At 66.6% G+C, this 17981-nt stretch carries 16 protein-coding genes; 6 read left to right on the top strand and 10 right to left on the bottom strand.

Annotated features, from left to right (window positions below):
* Nucleotides 1-205: 205 nt before the first annotated feature.
* The 3 genes from IEW15_RS14615 to IEW15_RS14625 form a co-directional block, all read right to left on the bottom strand.
* Nucleotides 206-1297 carry a porin gene (locus IEW15_RS14615; RefSeq protein WP_188579195.1) on the bottom strand — a complete coding sequence of 364 codons (1092 nt, stop codon included), beginning with the start codon at nt 1295-1297 and terminating at the stop codon, nt 206-208.
* A 368-nt stretch (nt 1298-1665) separates the two neighbouring features.
* The gene (locus IEW15_RS14620; protein ID WP_188579197.1) at nt 1666-2742 is read right to left on the bottom strand and encodes a porin; all 1077 of its coding nucleotides are present in this window, start codon (nt 2740-2742) and stop codon (nt 1666-1668) included.
* Between the two features lie 136 nt (nt 2743-2878).
* Entirely contained in the window at nt 2879-3112 is a 234-nt protein-coding gene (locus IEW15_RS14625) for a hypothetical protein (protein ID WP_188579198.1), read from the bottom strand.
* A gap of 187 nt (nt 3113-3299) precedes the next feature.
* Here IEW15_RS14625 and IEW15_RS14630 point away from each other — a divergent pair, with 187 nt between their 5' ends.
* The 4 genes from IEW15_RS14630 (at nt 3300) to holA (ending at nt 8208) form a co-directional block, all read left to right on the top strand.
* A complete protein-coding gene (locus IEW15_RS14630; protein ID WP_188579200.1) occupies nt 3300-3848 on the top strand; it encodes a DUF3576 domain-containing protein in 549 nt (182 codons plus the stop codon).
* A 156-nt stretch (nt 3849-4004) separates the two neighbouring features.
* A complete protein-coding gene (gene leuS, locus IEW15_RS14635) occupies nt 4005-6611 on the top strand; it encodes a leucine--tRNA ligase (protein WP_188579202.1) in 2607 nt (868 codons plus the stop codon).
* 49 nt (nt 6612-6660) lie between these two features.
* Nucleotides 6661-7161 carry an LPS assembly lipoprotein LptE gene (gene lptE, locus IEW15_RS14640; RefSeq protein ID WP_188579204.1) on the top strand — a complete coding sequence of 167 codons (501 nt, stop codon included), beginning with the start codon at nt 6661-6663 and terminating at the stop codon, nt 7159-7161.
* A 12-nt stretch (nt 7162-7173) separates the two neighbouring features.
* Nucleotides 7174-8208 (top strand): DNA polymerase III subunit delta, encoded by a 1035-nt coding sequence (holA, locus tag IEW15_RS14645; RefSeq protein ID WP_188579205.1) that lies wholly within the window; start codon nt 7174-7176, stop codon nt 8206-8208.
* A 58-nt stretch (nt 8209-8266) separates the two neighbouring features.
* Here holA and IEW15_RS14650 read toward each other — a convergent pair whose 3' ends face one another.
* The 7 genes from IEW15_RS14650 to IEW15_RS14680 form a co-directional block, all read right to left on the bottom strand.
* Nucleotides 8267-9211 (bottom strand): ParB/RepB/Spo0J family partition protein, encoded by a 945-nt coding sequence (locus IEW15_RS14650; protein WP_188579207.1) that lies wholly within the window; start codon nt 9209-9211, stop codon nt 8267-8269.
* Nucleotides 9208-10032: a ParA family protein gene (locus tag IEW15_RS14655; protein WP_188579209.1), complete on the bottom strand. Its 825-nt coding sequence runs from the start codon at nt 10030-10032 to the stop codon at nt 9208-9210. The genes IEW15_RS14650 and IEW15_RS14655 overlap by 4 nt, the downstream gene beginning before the upstream one ends.
* Nucleotides 10004-10744 carry a 16S rRNA (guanine(527)-N(7))-methyltransferase RsmG gene (gene rsmG, locus IEW15_RS14660; RefSeq protein WP_188579211.1) on the bottom strand — a complete coding sequence of 247 codons (741 nt, stop codon included), beginning with the start codon at nt 10742-10744 and terminating at the stop codon, nt 10004-10006. Before rsmG ends, IEW15_RS14655 begins: the two co-directional genes overlap by 29 nt.
* Before the next feature lie 5 nt (nt 10745-10749).
* The gene (mnmG, locus tag IEW15_RS14665; RefSeq protein WP_188579212.1) at nt 10750-12690 is read right to left on the bottom strand and encodes a tRNA uridine-5-carboxymethylaminomethyl(34) synthesis enzyme MnmG; all 1941 of its coding nucleotides are present in this window, start codon (nt 12688-12690) and stop codon (nt 10750-10752) included.
* Nucleotides 12691-12784: 94 nt separating this feature from the next.
* Entirely contained in the window at nt 12785-14182 is a 1398-nt protein-coding gene (gene mnmE, locus IEW15_RS14670) for a tRNA uridine-5-carboxymethylaminomethyl(34) synthesis GTPase MnmE (RefSeq protein ID WP_188579214.1), read from the bottom strand.
* A gap of 202 nt (nt 14183-14384) precedes the next feature.
* Nucleotides 14385-14792: a (2Fe-2S) ferredoxin domain-containing protein gene (locus IEW15_RS14675; protein ID WP_188579216.1), complete on the bottom strand. Its 408-nt coding sequence runs from the start codon at nt 14790-14792 to the stop codon at nt 14385-14387.
* 1 nt (nt 14793) lies between these two features.
* A complete protein-coding gene (locus IEW15_RS14680; protein ID WP_188579218.1) occupies nt 14794-15048 on the bottom strand; it encodes a DUF6489 family protein in 255 nt (84 codons plus the stop codon).
* Nucleotides 15049-15175: 127 nt separating this feature from the next.
* Between IEW15_RS14680 and IEW15_RS14685 the strand changes: the two genes are divergently transcribed.
* The gene (locus tag IEW15_RS14685; protein WP_188579220.1) at nt 15176-17242 is read left to right on the top strand and encodes a thioredoxin domain-containing protein; all 2067 of its coding nucleotides are present in this window, start codon (nt 15176-15178) and stop codon (nt 17240-17242) included.
* A gap of 54 nt (nt 17243-17296) precedes the next feature.
* On the top strand, nt 17297-17881 hold the full coding sequence (locus tag IEW15_RS14690) for a methylated-DNA--[protein]-cysteine S-methyltransferase (protein ID WP_188579222.1): 585 nt from the start codon (nt 17297-17299) through the stop codon (nt 17879-17881).
* The last annotated feature ends 100 nt before the right edge of the window (nt 17882-17981 follow it).

The raw sequence follows: 17981 nt of genomic DNA on the forward strand, positions 1-17981 counted from the left end.
ACGATCCTCCGTCGTCTTCGCAAACCACAGAGAATCACAAGCCGCTGAAATCACTCAACATAATTTTCGGTTGGGCTCTGAGAGGACCACTGCCCTGGAGTCGAAGACAGTGCCCCGTCCATCAGCAGAATAAAGAATGGCCGCTTCCGATCTCTCGGAAGCGGCCATTTTCAGTGAGGCATGTCTTACTGAGGCGAAATCAGGCTCAGAACGACAGCTCCGTGCCGATCATGAACACGTCCGCGGTGTTGCGCAGGGTGCTGTCGGTCGAATCGAAGTCGATGTTGTAGTAGCCGGCCATCAGGTTGACGCCCGGACCCATCGCATAGGTGCCGCCAACTTCCAGGACCGCCAGTTCGTCCTCACGACCACCGGTCAGGGTCTGGCTGCCGAAGCCATAGGCGACGCCGACCTTGTAGGGGCCGAAGCCATAGGTCAGACCGGCATTCCACTGCTCCAGGTCTTCGTCGAGCTGAAGGCCCTGGTTGCTGGTCATGTAGGCGCCGCCGAAGGTGAAGCCGGCATAGCCGACATTCGCACCCAGGCTCCAGGCCTCGATATCGTCGCCGCCGACCATGTCGACTTCCTGCGAGCCGCCGGTGTAGCCGGCCGAGGCCGCCACATTGAAGGCGCCGAAGGTGTTGACGTAGTTGGCGCCGACCTCGACGATCTTCTCCTGACGACCCGCGACGTTATCCGACAGGTTGCCATAGGCACCCGACGAACCGTCACGGCCACCGGCCAGGCTGGGGGTGTAGGACAGACCCAGCTGGAAGCCCGAGAAGCGCGGGGTGAAGTAGGTCAGCTTGTTGGCATCGCTGGTGGTGTTCAGGAGGGTGACGGGCGTGGCCACTGCATGCTCGTCACCAAGCGCATTCACCGGACGCGACGCATGGAAGAAGTTCGGGCTCTCGACGCCATGGCCGGCAACCGCCGAGGGGGCGCTGTAGTGCATCAGATACGGGGCCGAGTTCTCGGCGCCGAGAACGACCCGACCGAAGCCGCCCTCGAAATAGACGTAATGCTCGTCAATCTGGTCGCCTTTGGTGTAGGCCTCCAGCTGGACGTTCACGCCGACCTTGATCCCGTTGTCGAGCACGGTCTCGCCCAGGAAGTGAATTTCACCTTCCTGGGCGAGGCTGTCGGTGCGGGTGTTCTCGACATCTTCGTCGATCAGCACGAAGGCAGTCTGGTAATAGCCACCCAGGCCCAGCTTGATCTTCTCAGCGGCATTGGCGGGCGCGGCCAGCAGGCCGGCGGCGACGATGGCGGACGTGCCAAGCAGAATCTTCTTCATCGGTCAGTTCCCCTAGAACCGGTGGGAGCCAGGCCCGTCGTCTCGGATATCTTCTCCAAGCACGAATGGCCCGACGCGGCATCGCGCGCCAGGGGATACAGCCCGTAATAGGGTGCCGTCGAAGCCGTATCCAAAGCGCTGTGCGTCGCCATGTTCCATCCGAGGCTATCGGTGGTCAAGCAACACTCACCCTGCATGGCGCGCTTCCCGCCACACTGTGGCACAGAAACAACAGACATGAGGATGGCCAGGATCAGGTCATCATCAGCTGAACAAAGAGCGGAGGCCGGCTTCGGGGGGTAATCGCAGCTAACCGATCGGTATGCCGCCCCCGGCCCCGCTTGCCGGACCGAGGGCGGTTCGCCCGATCAGAAATCGAACGAGGTGCCGATCATGAAGGCGTCCGAGGTGTTGCGGTTCGCAGGAATGGTCGAGTCGAACTCGTAGTTGAAATAGCCGGCCATCAGGCTGATGCCCGGGCCCATCTCGTAGGTGCCACCGACCTCGATGGTGCTGAGCTCGTCTTCGACGCCGCCGACATAGGTCTGGCTGCCATAGCCATAACCGGCGCCGACCGTGAACGGACCGAAGCCATAGGTCAGGCCCACATTCCACTGCTCAAGGTCTTCGTCCAACGCCACGCCCAGATTGTTCTTCTGGTAGCCGCCGCCGAAGGTGAAGCCGGCAAAGCCGATCTGCGTGCCGATCGTGAAGACTTCCTGGTCGTCGAAGCCTGCCGCGTCCTGCTCCAGCGTGCCGGTCAGATAACCGGCCGAGATCGCGACATCGACGCCGCCGAAGGTGTTGACGTAGTTGGCGCCAATCTCGACGATCTTCTCCTGCGCGCCGACGGTGTTGTCGGGCAGGTTGCCATAGGCACCGGAGCTGCCGCCCAGGCCACCGGCCAGGCTGGGGGTATATGACAGGCCCAGCTGGAAGCCCGCGAAGCGCGGGGTGAAATAGCTCAGCTTGTTGGCGTCGCCGGTAGTGTTCAGGAAGGTGTAGTTCGACGCGATGCCATGGGTGCCGGGCGGCGTGGCATGGAAGAAGTTCGGGCTGTCGACGCCGTGGCCGGCGATCGCGGTCGGGGCCGAATAATGCATCAGATAGGCGGCCGAGTCGGCGGCACCCAACTGGACGCGACCGAAGCCGCCATCGAAATAGACATAATGCTCGTCGACCTGGTCACCATCGGTATAGGCCTCAAGCTGGACCATCACGCCGACGGTGACGCCGGTGTCGAGCGTGGTCTCGCCGGTGAAATAGAGCTCGCCTTCCTGCTTCAGGCTGTCGGTGCGGGTGTTGGCGACGTCTTCGTCGATCAGCACGAACGCGGTCTGATAATAGCCGCCCAGGCCGAGCTTGATCTTTTCGGCTGCCGAAGCGGGAGCCGCGAGGGCGGCGGCGGCGGCGAGCGCGGTGCTGCCGAGCAGGATCTTCTTCATCGGGTCGGGTCCCCTTGGAGAACGTGTCAAAAGCGTCCGGTCAGGTGCCGGATCTGAAGCCGGTATGACCTTGGCTGTCCGGAAGCCCGGCATGGACAAGGCCGTCATGTTTTCGATCGGGCCTGATGCCGGCCACTCAATCTTCTTCTGGTCGCGGAACCTGATGGGCGTTGATGCGCGGGGAACCGCCCTGTCCGTCGAGATCCATGTTCTTCTGCACTGCACGCGCCGTCAACGCACCGCAATGGATCGAGTCAGTGATTTCCGTCACAATGTAGCAAAAAGGCAACAGGAAGATCACAGGATCATCACGATCACCCACAGGTTGCTCGATTGCCTGGAGGTCCGCGCAGATGGGCATCTGCGGCAAGCGGGGACGGCCGGATCGACGCAATGCTTGCCATCGCCGTCCCGCGCCATGTCGGCTTCGGTTGAGGCGGCGGACAGCTTGCCATATAGTTCGGCGACCAAAGGTCCGGCCATGTCACGCGGGGTGCGGCCACAGGACCACTGCCGGCAGGATGCCGGACTTGAAACCAGAGAGGTTTGGAACGGCCATGGCAGTCACGGGCAAGGATCAGTTGCGGTTCGCGGCGCTCGCGGGCGCGCTTGCGCTGCTCGCGGGCTGCGGCGGTGTGCCGACCGAGGCGAGCTATCCGAGATCGGTGCCCGGCCAGAGCGGCGGCAGTTATCAGACCGAGCGCCAGACCATCTTCGGCGATGGCGGGCTGAACATCCTCGATACCGGCAAGGCCAGCGACGGCACCGGCGGCGCCTCGCCGATCGGCGTCAACAGCTTCCTGTGGCGCGCCTCGCTCGACACGATCAGCTTCATGCCGCTGGCCTCGGCCGACCCGTTCGGCGGCGTGATCATCACCGACTGGTACAGCGCGCCGGAAACCCCGGCCGAGCGCATGAAGCTGACGGTCTATATCCTCGATCGCCAGCTTCGTGCCGACGGCCTGCGCGTCGCCGCCTTCAAACAGCGCCGCGACGAGACCGGTGCCTGGGTCGATATGGCGCTTGAGCCCGGCGTCACCACCCGGATCGAGGACGCGATCCTCACCCGCGCCCGTCAGCTTCGCGTGGTCAGCACCGCGCGCTGACGCCGCCCCCTCCCGGTGCCGGGGCCTGCCGCCAACGCAGTGGTGTGGCAAGGTTCCCCGGCCCCGTCGTCTTCAACCGGGCACCCGATGCCGGCATCTTTATCCCCGATCGGGGCGATGCCGGCCTCTTGCGCCCGCGCAGTGCGTTACGGAAAAATGGCCCGGTATAATCCCAAGGCGATCGAGCCCAAATGGCAGCAGGTGTGGGACCAGAACGGCACCTTCACGACCGATGAAACGTCGTCGAAGCCGAAATACTATGTGCTGGAGATGTTCCCCTACCCGTCCGGCCGGATCCATATCGGACATGTCCGGGTCTATACCCTGGGCGACGTGACGGCGCGCTATCGCCGGGCACGTGGTTACAACGTGCTGCACCCGATGGGCTGGGACGCCTTCGGCATGCCGGCCGAAAACGCCGCCATCGAACGCGGCATTCACCCCGGCACCTGGACCTATGACAACATTGCCGCCATGCGTGGCCAGTTGAAGTCCATGGGCCTGTCCTACGACTGGGCGCGCGAGATCTTCACCTGCTCGCCCGATTATTATGTCCATGAACAGCGCATGTTCCTGGCCTTCATGAAGGCCGGTCTCGCCTATCGCAAGGAAAGCTGGGTCAACTGGGATCCGGTCGACCAGACCGTGCTGGCCAATGAACAGGTGATCGACGGCCGTGGCTGGCGGTCGGGCGCGCTGGTCGAACGGCGCAAGCTGTCGCAATGGTTCCTGCGCATCACCGCCTTCGGCGACGATCTGCTCGACAGCCTCGACGGTCTGGACCGCTGGCCTGAGCGGGTGAAGGCCATGCAGGCGCGCTGGATCGGCCGTTCGAAAGGCGCGCGGCTGCGTTTCGCCCTTTCGAACGCCCCGCGCGGTGCCGACGGCGCGGCCTTCGACGGGCTGGAGGTCTTCACCACCCGCCCCGACACCCTGTTCGGTGCGTCGTTCTGCGCCATTGCGCCCAATCATCCGCTGGCCGAGGCGGCAGCCGCCACCAACCCCGACCTCGCGGCCTTCATCGAAGAGTGCAACCGCACCGGCACCAGCGAGGAAGCGGTCGAGACCGCCGAGAAGAAGGGGTTCCGGCTGGATGTCCAGGCGGCGCATCCCTTCGTGCCCGGCTGGATGCTGCCGGTCTATGTCGCCAATTTCGTGCTGATGGAGTATGGCTCGGGCGCCGTGTTCGGCTGCCCGGCGCATGACCAGCGCGACCTGGATTTCGCCCGCAAATACGATCTGCCGGTCAAGGCGGTTGTGCGGCCGGCGGGCATCGACCGCGATGCGCCGGTGGAGATTGGCCAGGAGGCGCTGACCGGCGACGGCACGATCATGAATTCGCGGTTCCTCGACGGCTTGAGCGTGGCCGATGCCAAGCGCCGTGCGATCGAGGAACTGGAACGCCTGGGCGCGGGCCAGGGCGAGACCACCTTCCGTCTGCGCGACTGGGGCGTGTCGCGCCAGCGCTATTGGGGCTGCCCGATCCCGATCATCCACTGCCCCGATTGCGGGCCGGTGCCGGTGCCTGATGACCAACTGCCGGTGACCCTGCCGGACGACGTGGTGTTCGACGGTGCCGGCAACCCGCTGGATCGCCATCCCAGTTGGGCGCATGTCGACTGCCCGAGCTGCGGCAGGCCGGCGCGGCGCGAAACCGACACCTTCGACACCTTCTTCGAAAGCAGCTGGTATTTCGCCCGCTATACCGGGTTGACCAGCGATGCGCCCTTCCCGCGCGCCGCCGCCGACAAATGGCTGCCGGTCGACCAGTATATCGGCGGCGTCGAGCATGCCGTGCTGCACCTGCTCTATTCCCGCTTCTTCACCCGCGCGATGCGCGAGGTCGGGCTGCTGGACATCAAGGAGCCCTTCGCCGGGCTGCTGACCCAGGGCATGGTGGTGCACGAGACCTATAAGGACGACCAGGGCCGCTGGGTCTATCCGGAAGAGGTCACGAAGGATGCCGACGGCCAGCTGATCCATGCCGAGACCGGGGGCAGGATCACCCGCGGCCGCATCGAGAAGATGAGCAAGTCGAAGCGCAATGTCGTCGACCCGATGGCGATCATCGAGGCTTATGGCGCCGATACCGCGCGGCTGTTCATGCTGTCGGACAGCCCGCCCGAACGCGATCTGGAATGGACCGATGCCGGTGCCGAAGGCGCGCATCGCTATCTGTCGCGGCTGTATCGTCTGGTCGAGGAATGGCAGGTGCCGGCCGCCCCCGCCGGTGCCGACATCACGGCGGCGCTGGCCGCAGCCGAGGGCCCGGCGCTGGAGATCCGCCGGGCGCTGCACCGGACCATCCGCGATCTGTCCGACGATCTGGAGCGGTTCCACTTCAACAAGGCGGTGGCCCGGTTGCGCGCCTTGTCGAACACGCTGTTCGATTTCACGCCGCTGGCCGACAATGCCACCGACGCGGCGGTGGCGCGCGAGGTTCTGGATGCGGTGATCGGCCTGATCGGGCCGATGACCCCGCATCTGGGTGAGGAATTGTGGGCACTGGCCGGACATGACGGCCTGCTCGCCAATCAGGCCTGGCCCGATTTCGATCCGGCGCTGGTGACGGTGGATACCATCACCCTGCCGGTTCAGGTCAATGGCAAGGTCCGCAGCAAGCTCGATGTCGTGCCCGATCTCGATCAGGACGCGGCAGTCCAACAGGCCCTGGCCGATCACAAGGTCAAGGTCGCTCTCGACGGCCGCAGCCCGCGGAAGGTGATCTATGTCCCGAACCGCATCCTCAACATTGTCGGCTGACCGCCGACGCGGTGCCCTGGCGCGACGCCACCGGGCGGGTATCCCGGCGGTGCTCGCGCTGGTCGCGGCGTTGGCACTCGGCGCCTGCGGCTTCCGGCCGCTCTATGCGCCGGCCTCGAACGCCGATGTGACCGGGGCCCTGGCCGCGGTATCGGTGTCACCGGTACCCGACCGCGCCGGCCAGATCTATCGCAACACCCTGGAGCGGCTGCTGGCCGGCAAGGGTGATGTCGAGCCGAACCGCTATCGGCTCGACAGCGGTATAGAGATCAGTGAAACCGGGCTTGCGATCAACGAGGACGCCACCGCCAGCCGTTATAACGTGACGGTCAAGGTGGTCTATCGGCTGGTGGCCGTGCGGGCGGGCGAGAACAACGCCGATCTGCTGCTCTCCGACGGCACGGTCAGCCAGATCAACAGCTACAATCAGATCACCGCGCCCTATGTCACCCTGGTGTCGCGGCAGGATGCGATCGAGCGCGCGCTTGAGGAAGCGGCCCGTGAGGTCCAGATCCGGCTGGCGATCTATTTCGACCAGAACCCGGCCTGACGGCCGCCGTCGATGGTCAAGATCGCCCCCCGCGACGCCGAGGCCCGCACCAGCCGGCCGGATTCAGCCTGGCGCGCCGTGCTGCTCTATGGCCCGGATCGCGGGCTGATCAAGGAACGCGCCGATCGTCTGGCGCAATCGGTGGTGCCGGATCTGACTGATCCGTTCCGCATCGCCACGCTCGATCCCCGGAGTCTGGCCGAGGATCCGGCACGACTGGCCGACGAGGCGGCAGCCATCGCCTTTGGCGGTGGGCGGCGGGTGGTGCGGCTGCGTGAGGGAACCGACACTGTGGCATCGGCGCTGGCGGCGTTCCTGGCCGATCCGGCTGGCGATGCGCTGGTGGTGGTGGATGCGGGCGAACTCGGGCCGGCATCGAAGCTGCGCAAACTGTTTGAATCCGCTGCCAACGCCGCCGCCATCGCCTGTTATGGTGATGAAGGCCGCGATCTTGCCGAGGTGATCCGCAGCCATCTGAGCGAGGCCGGTTTCATGGCCGATGCCGATGCTTTGCTGGCCCTGGCCGCGGTTCTTGGCGCCGATCGCGCGCTGACCCGGATGGAACTCGACAAGCTGACGCTCTATGCCCATGGCCGGCAACGCATCACGCTCGACGATGTCGAGGCGATGATCGGGGATGCCGGCAGTGTGGCGCTCGACGAGGTGGCGACGGCCAGTGCCGGCGGCGATGCCGCCGCCCTCGACCGTGCGCTGGAGCGTGCCTTTGCCGAAGGCATTTCGGCGATCGCGTTGCTCCGTGTCGTGTCCCGCCATTTCGGCCGGCTGCTGCAGGCACGGGCCGAGCTGGATGCCGGCCAGGATATCGAGGCGGCGATGCGGGTGCTGAAGCCGCCGGTCTTCTTCAAGCAGATCCCGGCCTTCAAGCAGACCCTGGCGGTATGGCCGGCAGCGGCATTGGCGCGGGCGCTGGGCCGGCTGGCCGAGGCGGAAGCGCGCTCGAAGCAGGGACTACCGCAGGAAACCGTTGTCGGGCAGGCGCTTATGGGTATTGCCGCCGAAGCGGCCGCCCGGCGCCGTCGGCGCTGACGGCCATACCGGCACGTCCTTCGTGCTGGTCATACTCGTCACACCGGTGGTCGTGGTATTACCCGCGGGACGTCAGCCGGGCCAGCAGGTCATCCAGGTCTTCGAGCGAGCCATAACTGACCGAGAGCATGCCTGCCTGCGGTGAACTGGGGGTGATGGTCACCTTCAGGCCCAGCGTTTCGCTCAGATCTTCTTCCAATCGCAGTGTATCGGCATCCTTGGCACCGGCGGCAGCGGCTGGGGCGGCATCGCCCGCCGCTTTGCGCGGCCGGCCGCCGGCCGGTTTGCGGCCGCCATCGCGGCCGGCGCGCTTTTCGGCGTCGCCGCGAGCCAGATCCTCGGCATTGCGCACGGTCAATCCACGATCGACGATCCGCCGGGCCAGGGACGCCGGATCCTCGGCGGTGGCAATGGCCCGGGCATGGCCCATGGTCAGCCGGCCATCGTCGAGCATCTCCTTGACCGCGTCGGGCAGGTTCAGCAACCGCAGCATGTTCGCGACATGGGCACGGCTCTTGCCGATCACCCGGCCCAGCTCTTCCTGTGTATAGGAGAACTCGCCCATCAGCCGGCGATAACCCTCGGCCTCTTCCAGCGGCGTCAGATCCTGGCGCTGGATGTTCTCGACCAGCGCGATTTCCAGCGCGTCATGATCCGCCATATGGCGGACGATGACCGGCACTTCATGCAGCCGGGCAATCTGGGCCGCCCGCCAGCGGCGTTCGCCGGCGACGATCTCGAAGCGGCCATCGTCGACCGGCCGGACCAGGATCGGCTGCACCACGCCGCGCTCGCGCAGGCTGGCGGCAAGCTGGGCCAATGCCTCTTCATCGAAATGGCGGCGCGGCTGATAGCGGCCGGGATGCAGCCGCTCGATCGGCATCATCCGGATGTCGCCCACGGCGGCGGCCGGGGCTGCGTCTTCAATCACGGTATCGCCCAGAAGCGCCGACAGGCCACGGGCCAGGCCGCGCTTGCGGCCGCCGGTTTCCTCCGCACTCACGCAGCCACCCCCCGTTCACGCTTCAACACCTCGCCCGCCAGATGGATATAGGCACGAGCACCGGCACAGCGATGGTCATAGAGCAGCACGGGCTTGCCATGGCTCGGCGCTTCCGAGACCCGGACATTGCGGGGGATCACGGTCTTGTAGACCTTGTCGCCAAAGAAATTGCGCACATCCGCGGCCACCTGATTGGACAGGTTGTTGCGGTTGTCGAACATGGTCAGCACCACGCCCTGAATGTCGAGCCGGGGGTTCAGCGACCGCCTGACCCGATCGACCGTCCGCACCAACTGGCTGACGCCTTCCAGTGCGAAGAACTCGCACTGCAGCGGCACCAGCACCGCATCGGCCGCGACCAGCGCGTTCAGGGTAAGGATGCCGAGCGATGGCGGGCAGTCGATGAACAGATAGTCATACCGCGGTAGTCCCTCGGCCCCCAACGCCATCCGCAGCCGCCGTTCGCGGGCCGGCCGTTCGATCAGCTCGATTTCGGCGCCGGTCAGGTCGACCACCGACGGCACCACATCCAGCCCCGGCACTTCGGTCTTGACGATGGCGTCCTTCAGCGAGGCATCACCCATCAGAACATCATAGCTTGAGGGATTGCGCCGCGAGGCATCGATGCCCAGGCCGGTGGACGCATTGCCTTGCGGATCGAGATCGATCACCAGAACCCGCTTGCGCGCGGCGGCAAGCGCGGTGGCAAGGTTGATCGCGGTGGTGGTCTTACCCACGCCGCCCTTCTGGTTTGCGATGGCCAGCACGCGACCGGGGCCCGCAGGCGCCGCATCAGCGGGATTGGTCACGGTCTTGGACACGAGACAGCCCCTTCGCTTCAAGGATGACGCCATCCTCGTCGGTCATACTTCTATGGCATACCACCTGCATTGTCCAGCATGCACGGGCAGATGCCAGCTCGGCCGGCGCCTGCGCGCCTTTCAGGAACCAGAATACGGCATCGGGCCCGGCAAGTGGTACAGCCATGTCGAACAACCGGTCGAGTGGTGCCAGCGCACGGGCGGTGACGACGTCGGCGCCGAGCGATTTCAGCCGTTCGATCCGCTGGGCATGGACCGTGACCGTGATCCCCATCGCCCGTGCCGTCTCGCGCAGGAAAATCGCCTTGCGGGTATCGCTTTCGACCAGATGAACGTCGAAATCGCCCAAGGCCGCGATCACCAGCCCGGGAAAGCCGGCCCCCGATCCCAGGTCGACCAGCCGCCGACCACGGCCCGGACCGATCAACGGCAGAAGCTGCACCGAATCGAGCATATGGCGACGCCACAAGTCAGGCAGAGTTGCCGGCCCGACCAGATTGATCGCACCCTGCCAGCGGATGAGGCTCCGGGCGTAAACCTCCAGCCGGCCGATTGTTTCACGTGGAACCTCAGGCAGAAGATCAAGGATGCGCGGCCAGACCCGGTCGTGGTCGGCACCGGGTACAGCGACGCTGTCGGCAGCCGTCGACCGGCGGCTGTTGTCGGGATCTGGTTTGCCCGGTCGTTTGCCCGGTGCGGGCTTGCGCGCCATGATGCCTACTCCGCCGCCGCCACGGTCGCGGCGTGGCCACGCCGGATCGCCCCGATGACCAGGGTCAGCGCCGCCGGCGTCACCCCGGCAATCGCCTGAGCGGCGGCAATGGTGGCGGGACGATGCCGATCGAGCTTCTCGCGCATCTCCGACGACAATCCGCCAACCTGGCGATAATCGAACCCGTCGGGAATCGCCAGCCCGCCCTCGCGCCGCCAGGCGGCGACGTCGGCCTCCTGCCTACCGAGATAGCCGTCATAGCGGGCCTCGATTTCGATCTGCTCAAGAATGTCGGGGCGAAGAGCGCCAAAGGCCGGCCAGATGCCGGCGAGCAGATCCCGGCCGGCTTCCGGATGAACCAGCAATTGCGACAGGCTGCGCGGCCGGCCATCGCGGTTGACCGGAATGCCATGTCCACGGGCCTGTTCGGCCGTGAGGGTAAGCGACCGGGCCATCTGCCGGGCCTCGCCCAGCGCCGCCATCTTGGCCGCATGGGCCGAACGCCGCTCCGGCCCGATCAGCCCCAGGGCCATACCCTCGTCGGTCAGCCGCAGATCGGCATTGTCGGCGCGCAGCAACAGCCGGTACTCGGCGCGCGAGGTGAACATCCGATAGGGCTCGTCGGCGCCCCGGGTGGTGAGGTCGTCGATCATCACCCCGGTCAGCGACCGGCCCCGATCGGGCAGAAGCCGCCGGCCGCCGCTGTGGGCGGCGCCACCTTCGCTCGCCGCCAGCGCCGCATTGGCGCCGGCGGTGAGGCCCTGGGCCGCCGCTTCCTCATAACCGGTGGTGCCGTTGATCTGGCCGGCAAGATACAGCCCAGGCATCACCCGGCTTTCAAGCGTCGGCAACAGTGAGCGCGGATCGACATAGTCATATTCGATCGCATAGCCCGGCCGGATGATCCGCACCGCGTCGAGCCCGGGGATCTGGCGCAGCATCAGCGCCTGTGCCGCTTCCGACAGGCTGGTGGAAATGCCGTTGGGATAGACGGTGTCGTCGTCCAGCCCCTCGGGCTCAAGGAAGATCTGGTGACTGTCACGATCGGCGAAGCGGACCACCTTGTCCTCGATCGACGGACAATAGCGCGGCCCCCGCCCGGCGATCCGCCCGGAATAGACGGCACTTTCGTGCAGATGGGCCCGGATCACGTCATGAGCCGCCGGCGTGGTCTGGGTGATGTAACAGGCGATCTGAGGCACGGTGATCCGGTCGGTCATCACCGAGAACGGCCGTGGCGGGCTATCGCCATGCTGGATGGTCAGCGACGCCCAATCGATCGTCCGGCCATCGAGCCGCGGCGGCGTGCCGGTCTTCAGCCGCCCCATCGGCAGGCCGAGCGCTTCGAGCCACGCACCGAGTGCCGCCGCCGGCGCCTCCCCAACCCGGCCGGCCGGGATGCGACGATCGCCCAGATGGATCACCCCGCGCAGGAAGGTGCCGGTGGTGAGCACCACCGCAGCCGCGGTCAACCGCCGACCGTCGGCCAGAACGACGCCCACCGCCCGCCCGGCATCATCGACGATCAGATCATCGACCGCGCCTTCGACGATGTCGAGCCCGGCGGTCTGGGTGACCAGATCGAGCATGGCCGCGGCATAGAGCTTACGGTCTGCCTGCGCCCGCGGCCCCTGCACGGCCGGCCCACGGCTGGCATTGAGCATTCGGAACTGAATACCCGACCGGTCGATGGCCCGCGCCATCAGCCCGTCAAGGGCATCGACCTCCCGCACCAGCGTCCCCTTGCCGATGCCACCGATCGCCGGATTACACGACATGGCGCCGATGGTGGCACGGTGATGGGTGACCAGAACGGTCCGCGCCCCGATGCGGGCCGCAGCGGCTGCGGCCTCGACCCCGGCATGCCCGCCACCGATGACGATGACGTCGACGCCCCCGGCACGGGCCACCGGCCGCGACGCGCTGGTCTGGGCGGTATCGGACATCACCTCGGTCCCCCATTGTTTCACGTGGAACATCATCGGCCAAGGGCCTCATCCGGCGTCGTTTTCCGCCGGTGCTTCATGTTCCGTCTGAATATCATTTGCCGATGCAGAACTCTCGGAAAATCGCATCCAGCAGGTCTTCGACATCGATCCGGCCGGTGATCCGGCCCAGAGCATCGGCGGCCATCCGCAGATCCTCGGCCACCAGTTCCAGCATCGGCACCGGACGATCGAGGCCGGCCACCGCCGCCATCAAACCGTCGGCCGCCGCCTCCAATGCCGCGCGATGCCGCGCCCTGGTGATCATCGCCCCCTCGCGGCCGCCGGTGAGGTCGGCCGCAAGCCCGCTGAGTCGTCGGGCGAAATCTTCCATGCCCAGCCCTGAAACGCAAGACACCGCCGACACCTGATGACCGGGTGGCAGGGTTGCGGCCAACGCCGTGACCGCCTGATCGCCGAGCTGATCGCGGCGGGTCAGCACCACCGGATCGCCTGGCCGCGCACCGGCTTCCGCCAGCAGAACACCCAAGCCTCCAGCCGCCGCGATGCCGGCCGGATCGACCACGACCACCCGGATATCGGCCGTAGCCGCGCGGGCGCGGGCGCGCCGCACACCTTCAAGCTCAATCGGGTCGTCACTGTCGCGCAGGCCCGCGGTATCGATCAGGGTGACGGCGACACCGTCCAGATCAAGCGCCACCTCGATCAGATCGCGGGTGGTGCCGGGCCGGTCGGTGACGATGGCAATGTCACGTCCGGCAAGCGCATTGACCAGACTCGACTTGCCGGCATTCGGCCGTCCGATCACCGCGGCAACCACGCCGTCACGCAGCCGTTCCCCCGAACGGTCATCGGCCAGCGCCAGCCGCAATTCGGCCGCCAGCTTCAGGATCGCCGGCGCGACGCTGCGGGCGATACCATCGGGCACATCCTCATCGGGAAAATCGATCTCGGCCTCGACCATGGCCGCGACCCGGATCAGCCGCGCGCGCCAGTCCTCGACCATCCTCCCCAGCCGGCCGCCGAGCTGCGCCAGCGCCTGGCCCGCCTGAGCGGCGGTATCGGCGGCGACCAGATCGGCGACGGCTTCGGCCGCGGTGAGATCGAGCCGGCCGTTGAGCACCGCCCGCCGGGTAAAGTCCCCCGGCCCCGCCGGCACCAGACCCGGCAGCCTGCCCAGCGCATCGAGCACACCCGCCACCACCGCCGGCCCACCATGAAGATGAAGCTCGGCCGCATCCTCGCCGGTATAGCTGGCGGGGCCTTCGAAGCGCAGCATCAGCGCCTGATCGAGCATCCGGCGATCGGCCGGATCGACCAGCCGCCGCACCACCGCCATCCGGGCCAACGGCAGATCGCGCCCGCCGGTCAACGCCGTCAGTGCCGCGTCAGTGGCCGGACCCGACAGGCGAATGATCGCCACCGCCCCCCGCCCCGGCGGCGTCGCCCGTGCGAAGATGGTGGCTGGCCGGCCACTTGCCGGCGAGGGCATGGCAGGCATCGGCGAAGATGGATGGGAAGCAATGGTCACGACAGATAGCGGCCCTGGATGACGGGAGGCATCGGCACAGTGCCCCTGACCCTGATCAGAGGCACGGCCGCGCATGCAAAAGGGCCGGCACCGCGAACAGCGCCGGCCCCATTGGCCACAGGATGCGGGGGTCAGCCGCCGGTGACAAGACCGGGATGATGGATCAACCGGCTGCGGCCGCCGCCTTTGCCGCCGCCCGTGCCTCGGCCAGTGCGGCCTTGGCCCGATCGTCATCGCCCGGCTTCAGCATCAGCCGCTCGACCCGACCGCCGCCGGCTATGTGAACCGTCAGGATCTCGTCCATATCCTCGGTGGTCCGATAGCCGTACCAGACCCCTTCGGGATAGACCACCAGTGTCGGCCCCAACTCGCAGCGATCCAGGCAGCCGGCATTGTTGACCCGTGCGGATGGGATGCCGAGTTCCTTGGCGCGGGCCTTCATATAATTGCGCAGCTTCGTGGCGGCCCCCGCCTCGCAGCAGCCGCGCGGGTGCCCGGCCGGGCGTTCGTTGGTGCACACGAAAATGTGCCGCTCGTAATAGAGCGGCGGGTCGAGACGTTCCCCGCTCACGTCAACCGTCCTTCTTGACGCCTCCGGTGGTACCGGCAGCGGCAAGACCGGTCCAGAATTTCTGCATCTGGTCCCAGCCCTGCCCTCCCGGCATCCAGCTTCGGATCATGTGGTCGCTGTCCATGTTCTTGATCGCCGACGACATATGTTTCTGCATTTCGGCAAGGAACATGTCATGGAGTGGCGTCAGGTCTGGCAGACCCACCGCGCGGCGGGCCTCTTCGGGCGTGCAATCGAGATCAACAGAGATCTTCATCGGGCAGGTTCCCTGATTTGCTTCGCTCGTCCGCGCTTGCCACACACGGTCATGGACGCCACTTGGTTAGGACAGTCCGTGATCGCTGCCGAGAATGCAAGCGCCAACACACTCGTAGGTTTAAATGATGTCCGGTAACTCACTTCACAGGGAAGTCAGCCCCTACCTCCTTCAGCATAAGGACAATCCGGTGGACTGGCAGCCCTGGGGCCCGGAGGCCTTCGCGCGTGCCAGGGCGGAGAACAGGCCGATCCTGCTGTCGATCGGCTATGCCGCCTGTCACTGGTGCCATGTGATGGCACATGAGAGCTTCGAAAAGCCCGAAACCGCCGCCGTCATGAACCGTCTGTTCGTCAACGTGAAGGTCGATCGCGAGGAACGGCCCGACGTCGATGAAGTATACATGGCGGCTTTGCAGGCCCTTGGCCAGCCCGGCGGCTGGCCATTGACCATGTTCCTGACCCCCGACGGCGCCCCGTTCTGGGGGGGCACCTATTTCCCGCCCGAGCCACGCCATGGCCTGCCCGCCTTTTGTGACATGCTCGAACAGATTGCCAGAATATACCATGACCAATCCGATGACGTGCGTCACAACGCATCCGCGATTGGCACCAAACTGGCCGTTCTGGGCCAGAGCCGGCCAGGCCCCCTGCCCGCGCCGGCACAGGTGATGGCAGCAGTGGTTCGTGTGGCCGGGATCTATGATCTGCAGCAGGGCGGCATACGCGGTGCCCCGAAATTCCCCAACACCCCACTCCTGGCGCTGTTGGATGCCGCCACTGCCAGAGGTGGCGCCGACGCCCGCAAACCCGCCGAGGCTTTGGACATCACGCTGCGCCAGATGGCCGCCGGTGGTATCTATGACCATCTGGGCGGCGGCTTCGCGCGCTATTCGGTGGATGCCGGATGGCTGGTGCCGCATTTCGAGAAGATGCTCTACGACAACGCCCAACTGCTGCCGATCTATGCCCGCGCCGCCGCCCGGGCAGCGGCGGCCGGCCATTCAGTGTCCGTCTTCACCGAGCGGGTGGCCGAAACCGTGGCCTGGCTGGAGCGCGAGATGGAAACCGGCGGCGGTGCCTTTGCCAGCAGCCTGGATGCCGACAGCGAGGGCGAGGAAGGCCGGTTCTATGTCTGGACGCCTGAACAGGTGGCCGATGTCCTGACCCCTGAAGAGGCGACGCTGTTCAACCGGGTTTACGACATCGAGCCGGGTGGCAATTTCGAGGGCGCATCGATCCCCAACCGGCTGTTCAGCGGTGAGCGGTTGGCGGACGAGGTGGAAGCGCGGCTGGCGGGTCTGCGCGAAACGCTGCGGCTGCGCCGCGAGGCGCGGGTGCATCCCGGGCGCGACGACAAGGTTCTGGCCGATTGGAACGGGTTGATGATCGCGGGCCTGGCCGAAGCCGGCATGATCCTGGACCGGCCGGACTGGATCGCCCGCGCGGCGCGCGCCTTCAATGCGGTGGTGGCAAGTCATGGCCGCGACGACGCTCAGGGCCCCAGGCTCGGCCATGCGGCGCGCGCCGGGCGGCTGGTCTATCCGGGGCTGGTGGATGATTACGCGGCGATGATCCTGGCGGCCATTGCCCTGGATCAGGCGGCGCAAGACGATGATGGTGGCCGGCGCCTGGCGCTGGCCCGGGGCTGGGCCGACGCGGTGGAGCGCCATCATGCCGCGTCGGGCGGCGGTTATCATATGACCGCCGATGATGGCGAGGTGTTGCCGGTGCGCAGCCGCCCCGCCGCCGACAATGCGCTGCCATCGGGCAACGGGCTGATGGCCCAGGCGCTGGCCCGGCTGTTCCTGGCCACGGGCGATGACGCCTATGCCGCCCGTGCCCGCGCGACCATCGCCGCCTTCTCGGCCGATGCCGACCAGAACCCGTTCGGCATCGCCTCGCTGCTGGTGGCAAGCCTGCTGCTCGACACGGCCGATCAGGTGGTCATCGCCGGACCGGCCGGCGCGGCCGAGACCGAAGCCCTGTGGCGGGCGGCGGCGGCCAGCGGCCGGCCGCTGCTGGACCTGCGCCGGATCGACCCCGAAACCTCCCTGCCCGCCGGGCACCCGGCCGCTGGCAAAGCCATGGTCGATGGCCGCGCCACCGCCTATCATTGCCAGGGCACACGCTGCGGATTGCCGATCCACGATCCGGCGGCATTGGCGGCAGCACTTCTGCCCGAAGCCGCTTGAGGGCAGCACCCTGTGATCCGCCGGCGGCGCTGGCGCATCAGGACCGGAGGCGACATGACCGACACCCACATCGCGACACCGCCGCCATCGGACCGGATCCGTGCCGCATCGGCCCGGACCACCGCCACCCGGCTGGTGACCGATACACCGATGGGACCGGTGCGGATTGCCGCCAGCCCCGATGCTCTGGTCGCCCTGGACTGGTGCGATCCGGCAGATCTGGCACCTGCCGCTCAGGACCGTGTCACCGGAAGCCCTCATCCGGCGGTCACGGCTTTGCTGGACGAAGCTGAAGCCCAGTTGCGCGCCTATCTGGCGGGCGACCTGATGCAGTTCGACCTGCCATTGGCGCCCGCCGGCACCGATTTCCGCCGCGCGGTCTGGCAATCCATGCTCGATATTCCATATGGTGAGACGCTGACCTATGGCGCCATCGCCAGGCAACTGGGATCGGTGGCGCGGGCGGTCGGCGGCGCCTGCGGGGCCAACCCGATCCCGATCATCATCCCCTGCCACCGGGTGGTGGGGGGTGGTTCATCAATCGGGGGTTTCTCAGCACGGGGTGGCGTTGACACCAAACGGTTTCTGCTTCACCTTGAGCGAGCCCGGATGCCGGGCGAAACCCTGCGTCTGCTCTAGAGCAGATCCCGATCCGGTGGAACCACCGGATCGGGTTAAGATGCTCGCCCAAGCAATAGCGTAGAGGAACTTCCGTTCGCTTTGGCTCACGGAAGTTCCT

Origin of the sequence: Tistrella bauzanensis, from assembly GCF_014636235.1 — a bacterium.
Classification (GTDB): Bacteria; Pseudomonadota; Alphaproteobacteria; order Tistrellales; family Tistrellaceae; genus Tistrella; species Tistrella bauzanensis.

Excerpts from the sequence above, each read along its gene's own strand:
- IEW15_RS14615 (WP_188579195.1), bottom strand. The coding sequence starts at position 1,297 with ATGAAGAAGATTCTGCTTGGCACGTCCGCCATCGTCGCCGCCGGCCTG.
- IEW15_RS14620 (WP_188579197.1), bottom strand. The coding sequence starts at position 2,742 with ATGAAGAAGATCCTGCTCGGCAGCACCGCGCTCGCCGCCGCCGCCGCC.
- IEW15_RS14630 (WP_188579200.1), top strand. The coding sequence starts at position 3,300 with ATGGCAGTCACGGGCAAGGATCAGTTGCGGTTCGCGGCGCTCGCGGGC.
- leuS (WP_188579202.1), top strand. The coding sequence starts at position 4,005 with ATGGCCCGGTATAATCCCAAGGCGATCGAGCCCAAATGGCAGCAGGTG.
- holA (WP_188579205.1), top strand. The coding sequence starts at position 7,174 with ATGGTCAAGATCGCCCCCCGCGACGCCGAGGCCCGCACCAGCCGGCCG.
- rsmG (WP_188579211.1), bottom strand. The coding sequence starts at position 10,744 with ATGGCGCGCAAGCCCGCACCGGGCAAACGACCGGGCAAACCAGATCCC.
- mnmG (WP_188579212.1), bottom strand. The coding sequence starts at position 12,690 with ATGTCCGATACCGCCCAGACCAGCGCGTCGCGGCCGGTGGCCCGTGCC.
- mnmE (WP_188579214.1), bottom strand. The coding sequence starts at position 14,182 with ATGCCCTCGCCGGCAAGTGGCCGGCCAGCCACCATCTTCGCACGGGCG.
- IEW15_RS14680 (WP_188579218.1), bottom strand. The coding sequence starts at position 15,048 with ATGAAGATCTCTGTTGATCTCGATTGCACGCCCGAAGAGGCCCGCCGC.
- IEW15_RS14685 (WP_188579220.1), top strand. The coding sequence starts at position 15,176 with ATGTCCGGTAACTCACTTCACAGGGAAGTCAGCCCCTACCTCCTTCAG.
- IEW15_RS14690 (WP_188579222.1), top strand. The coding sequence starts at position 17,297 with ATGACCGACACCCACATCGCGACACCGCCGCCATCGGACCGGATCCGT.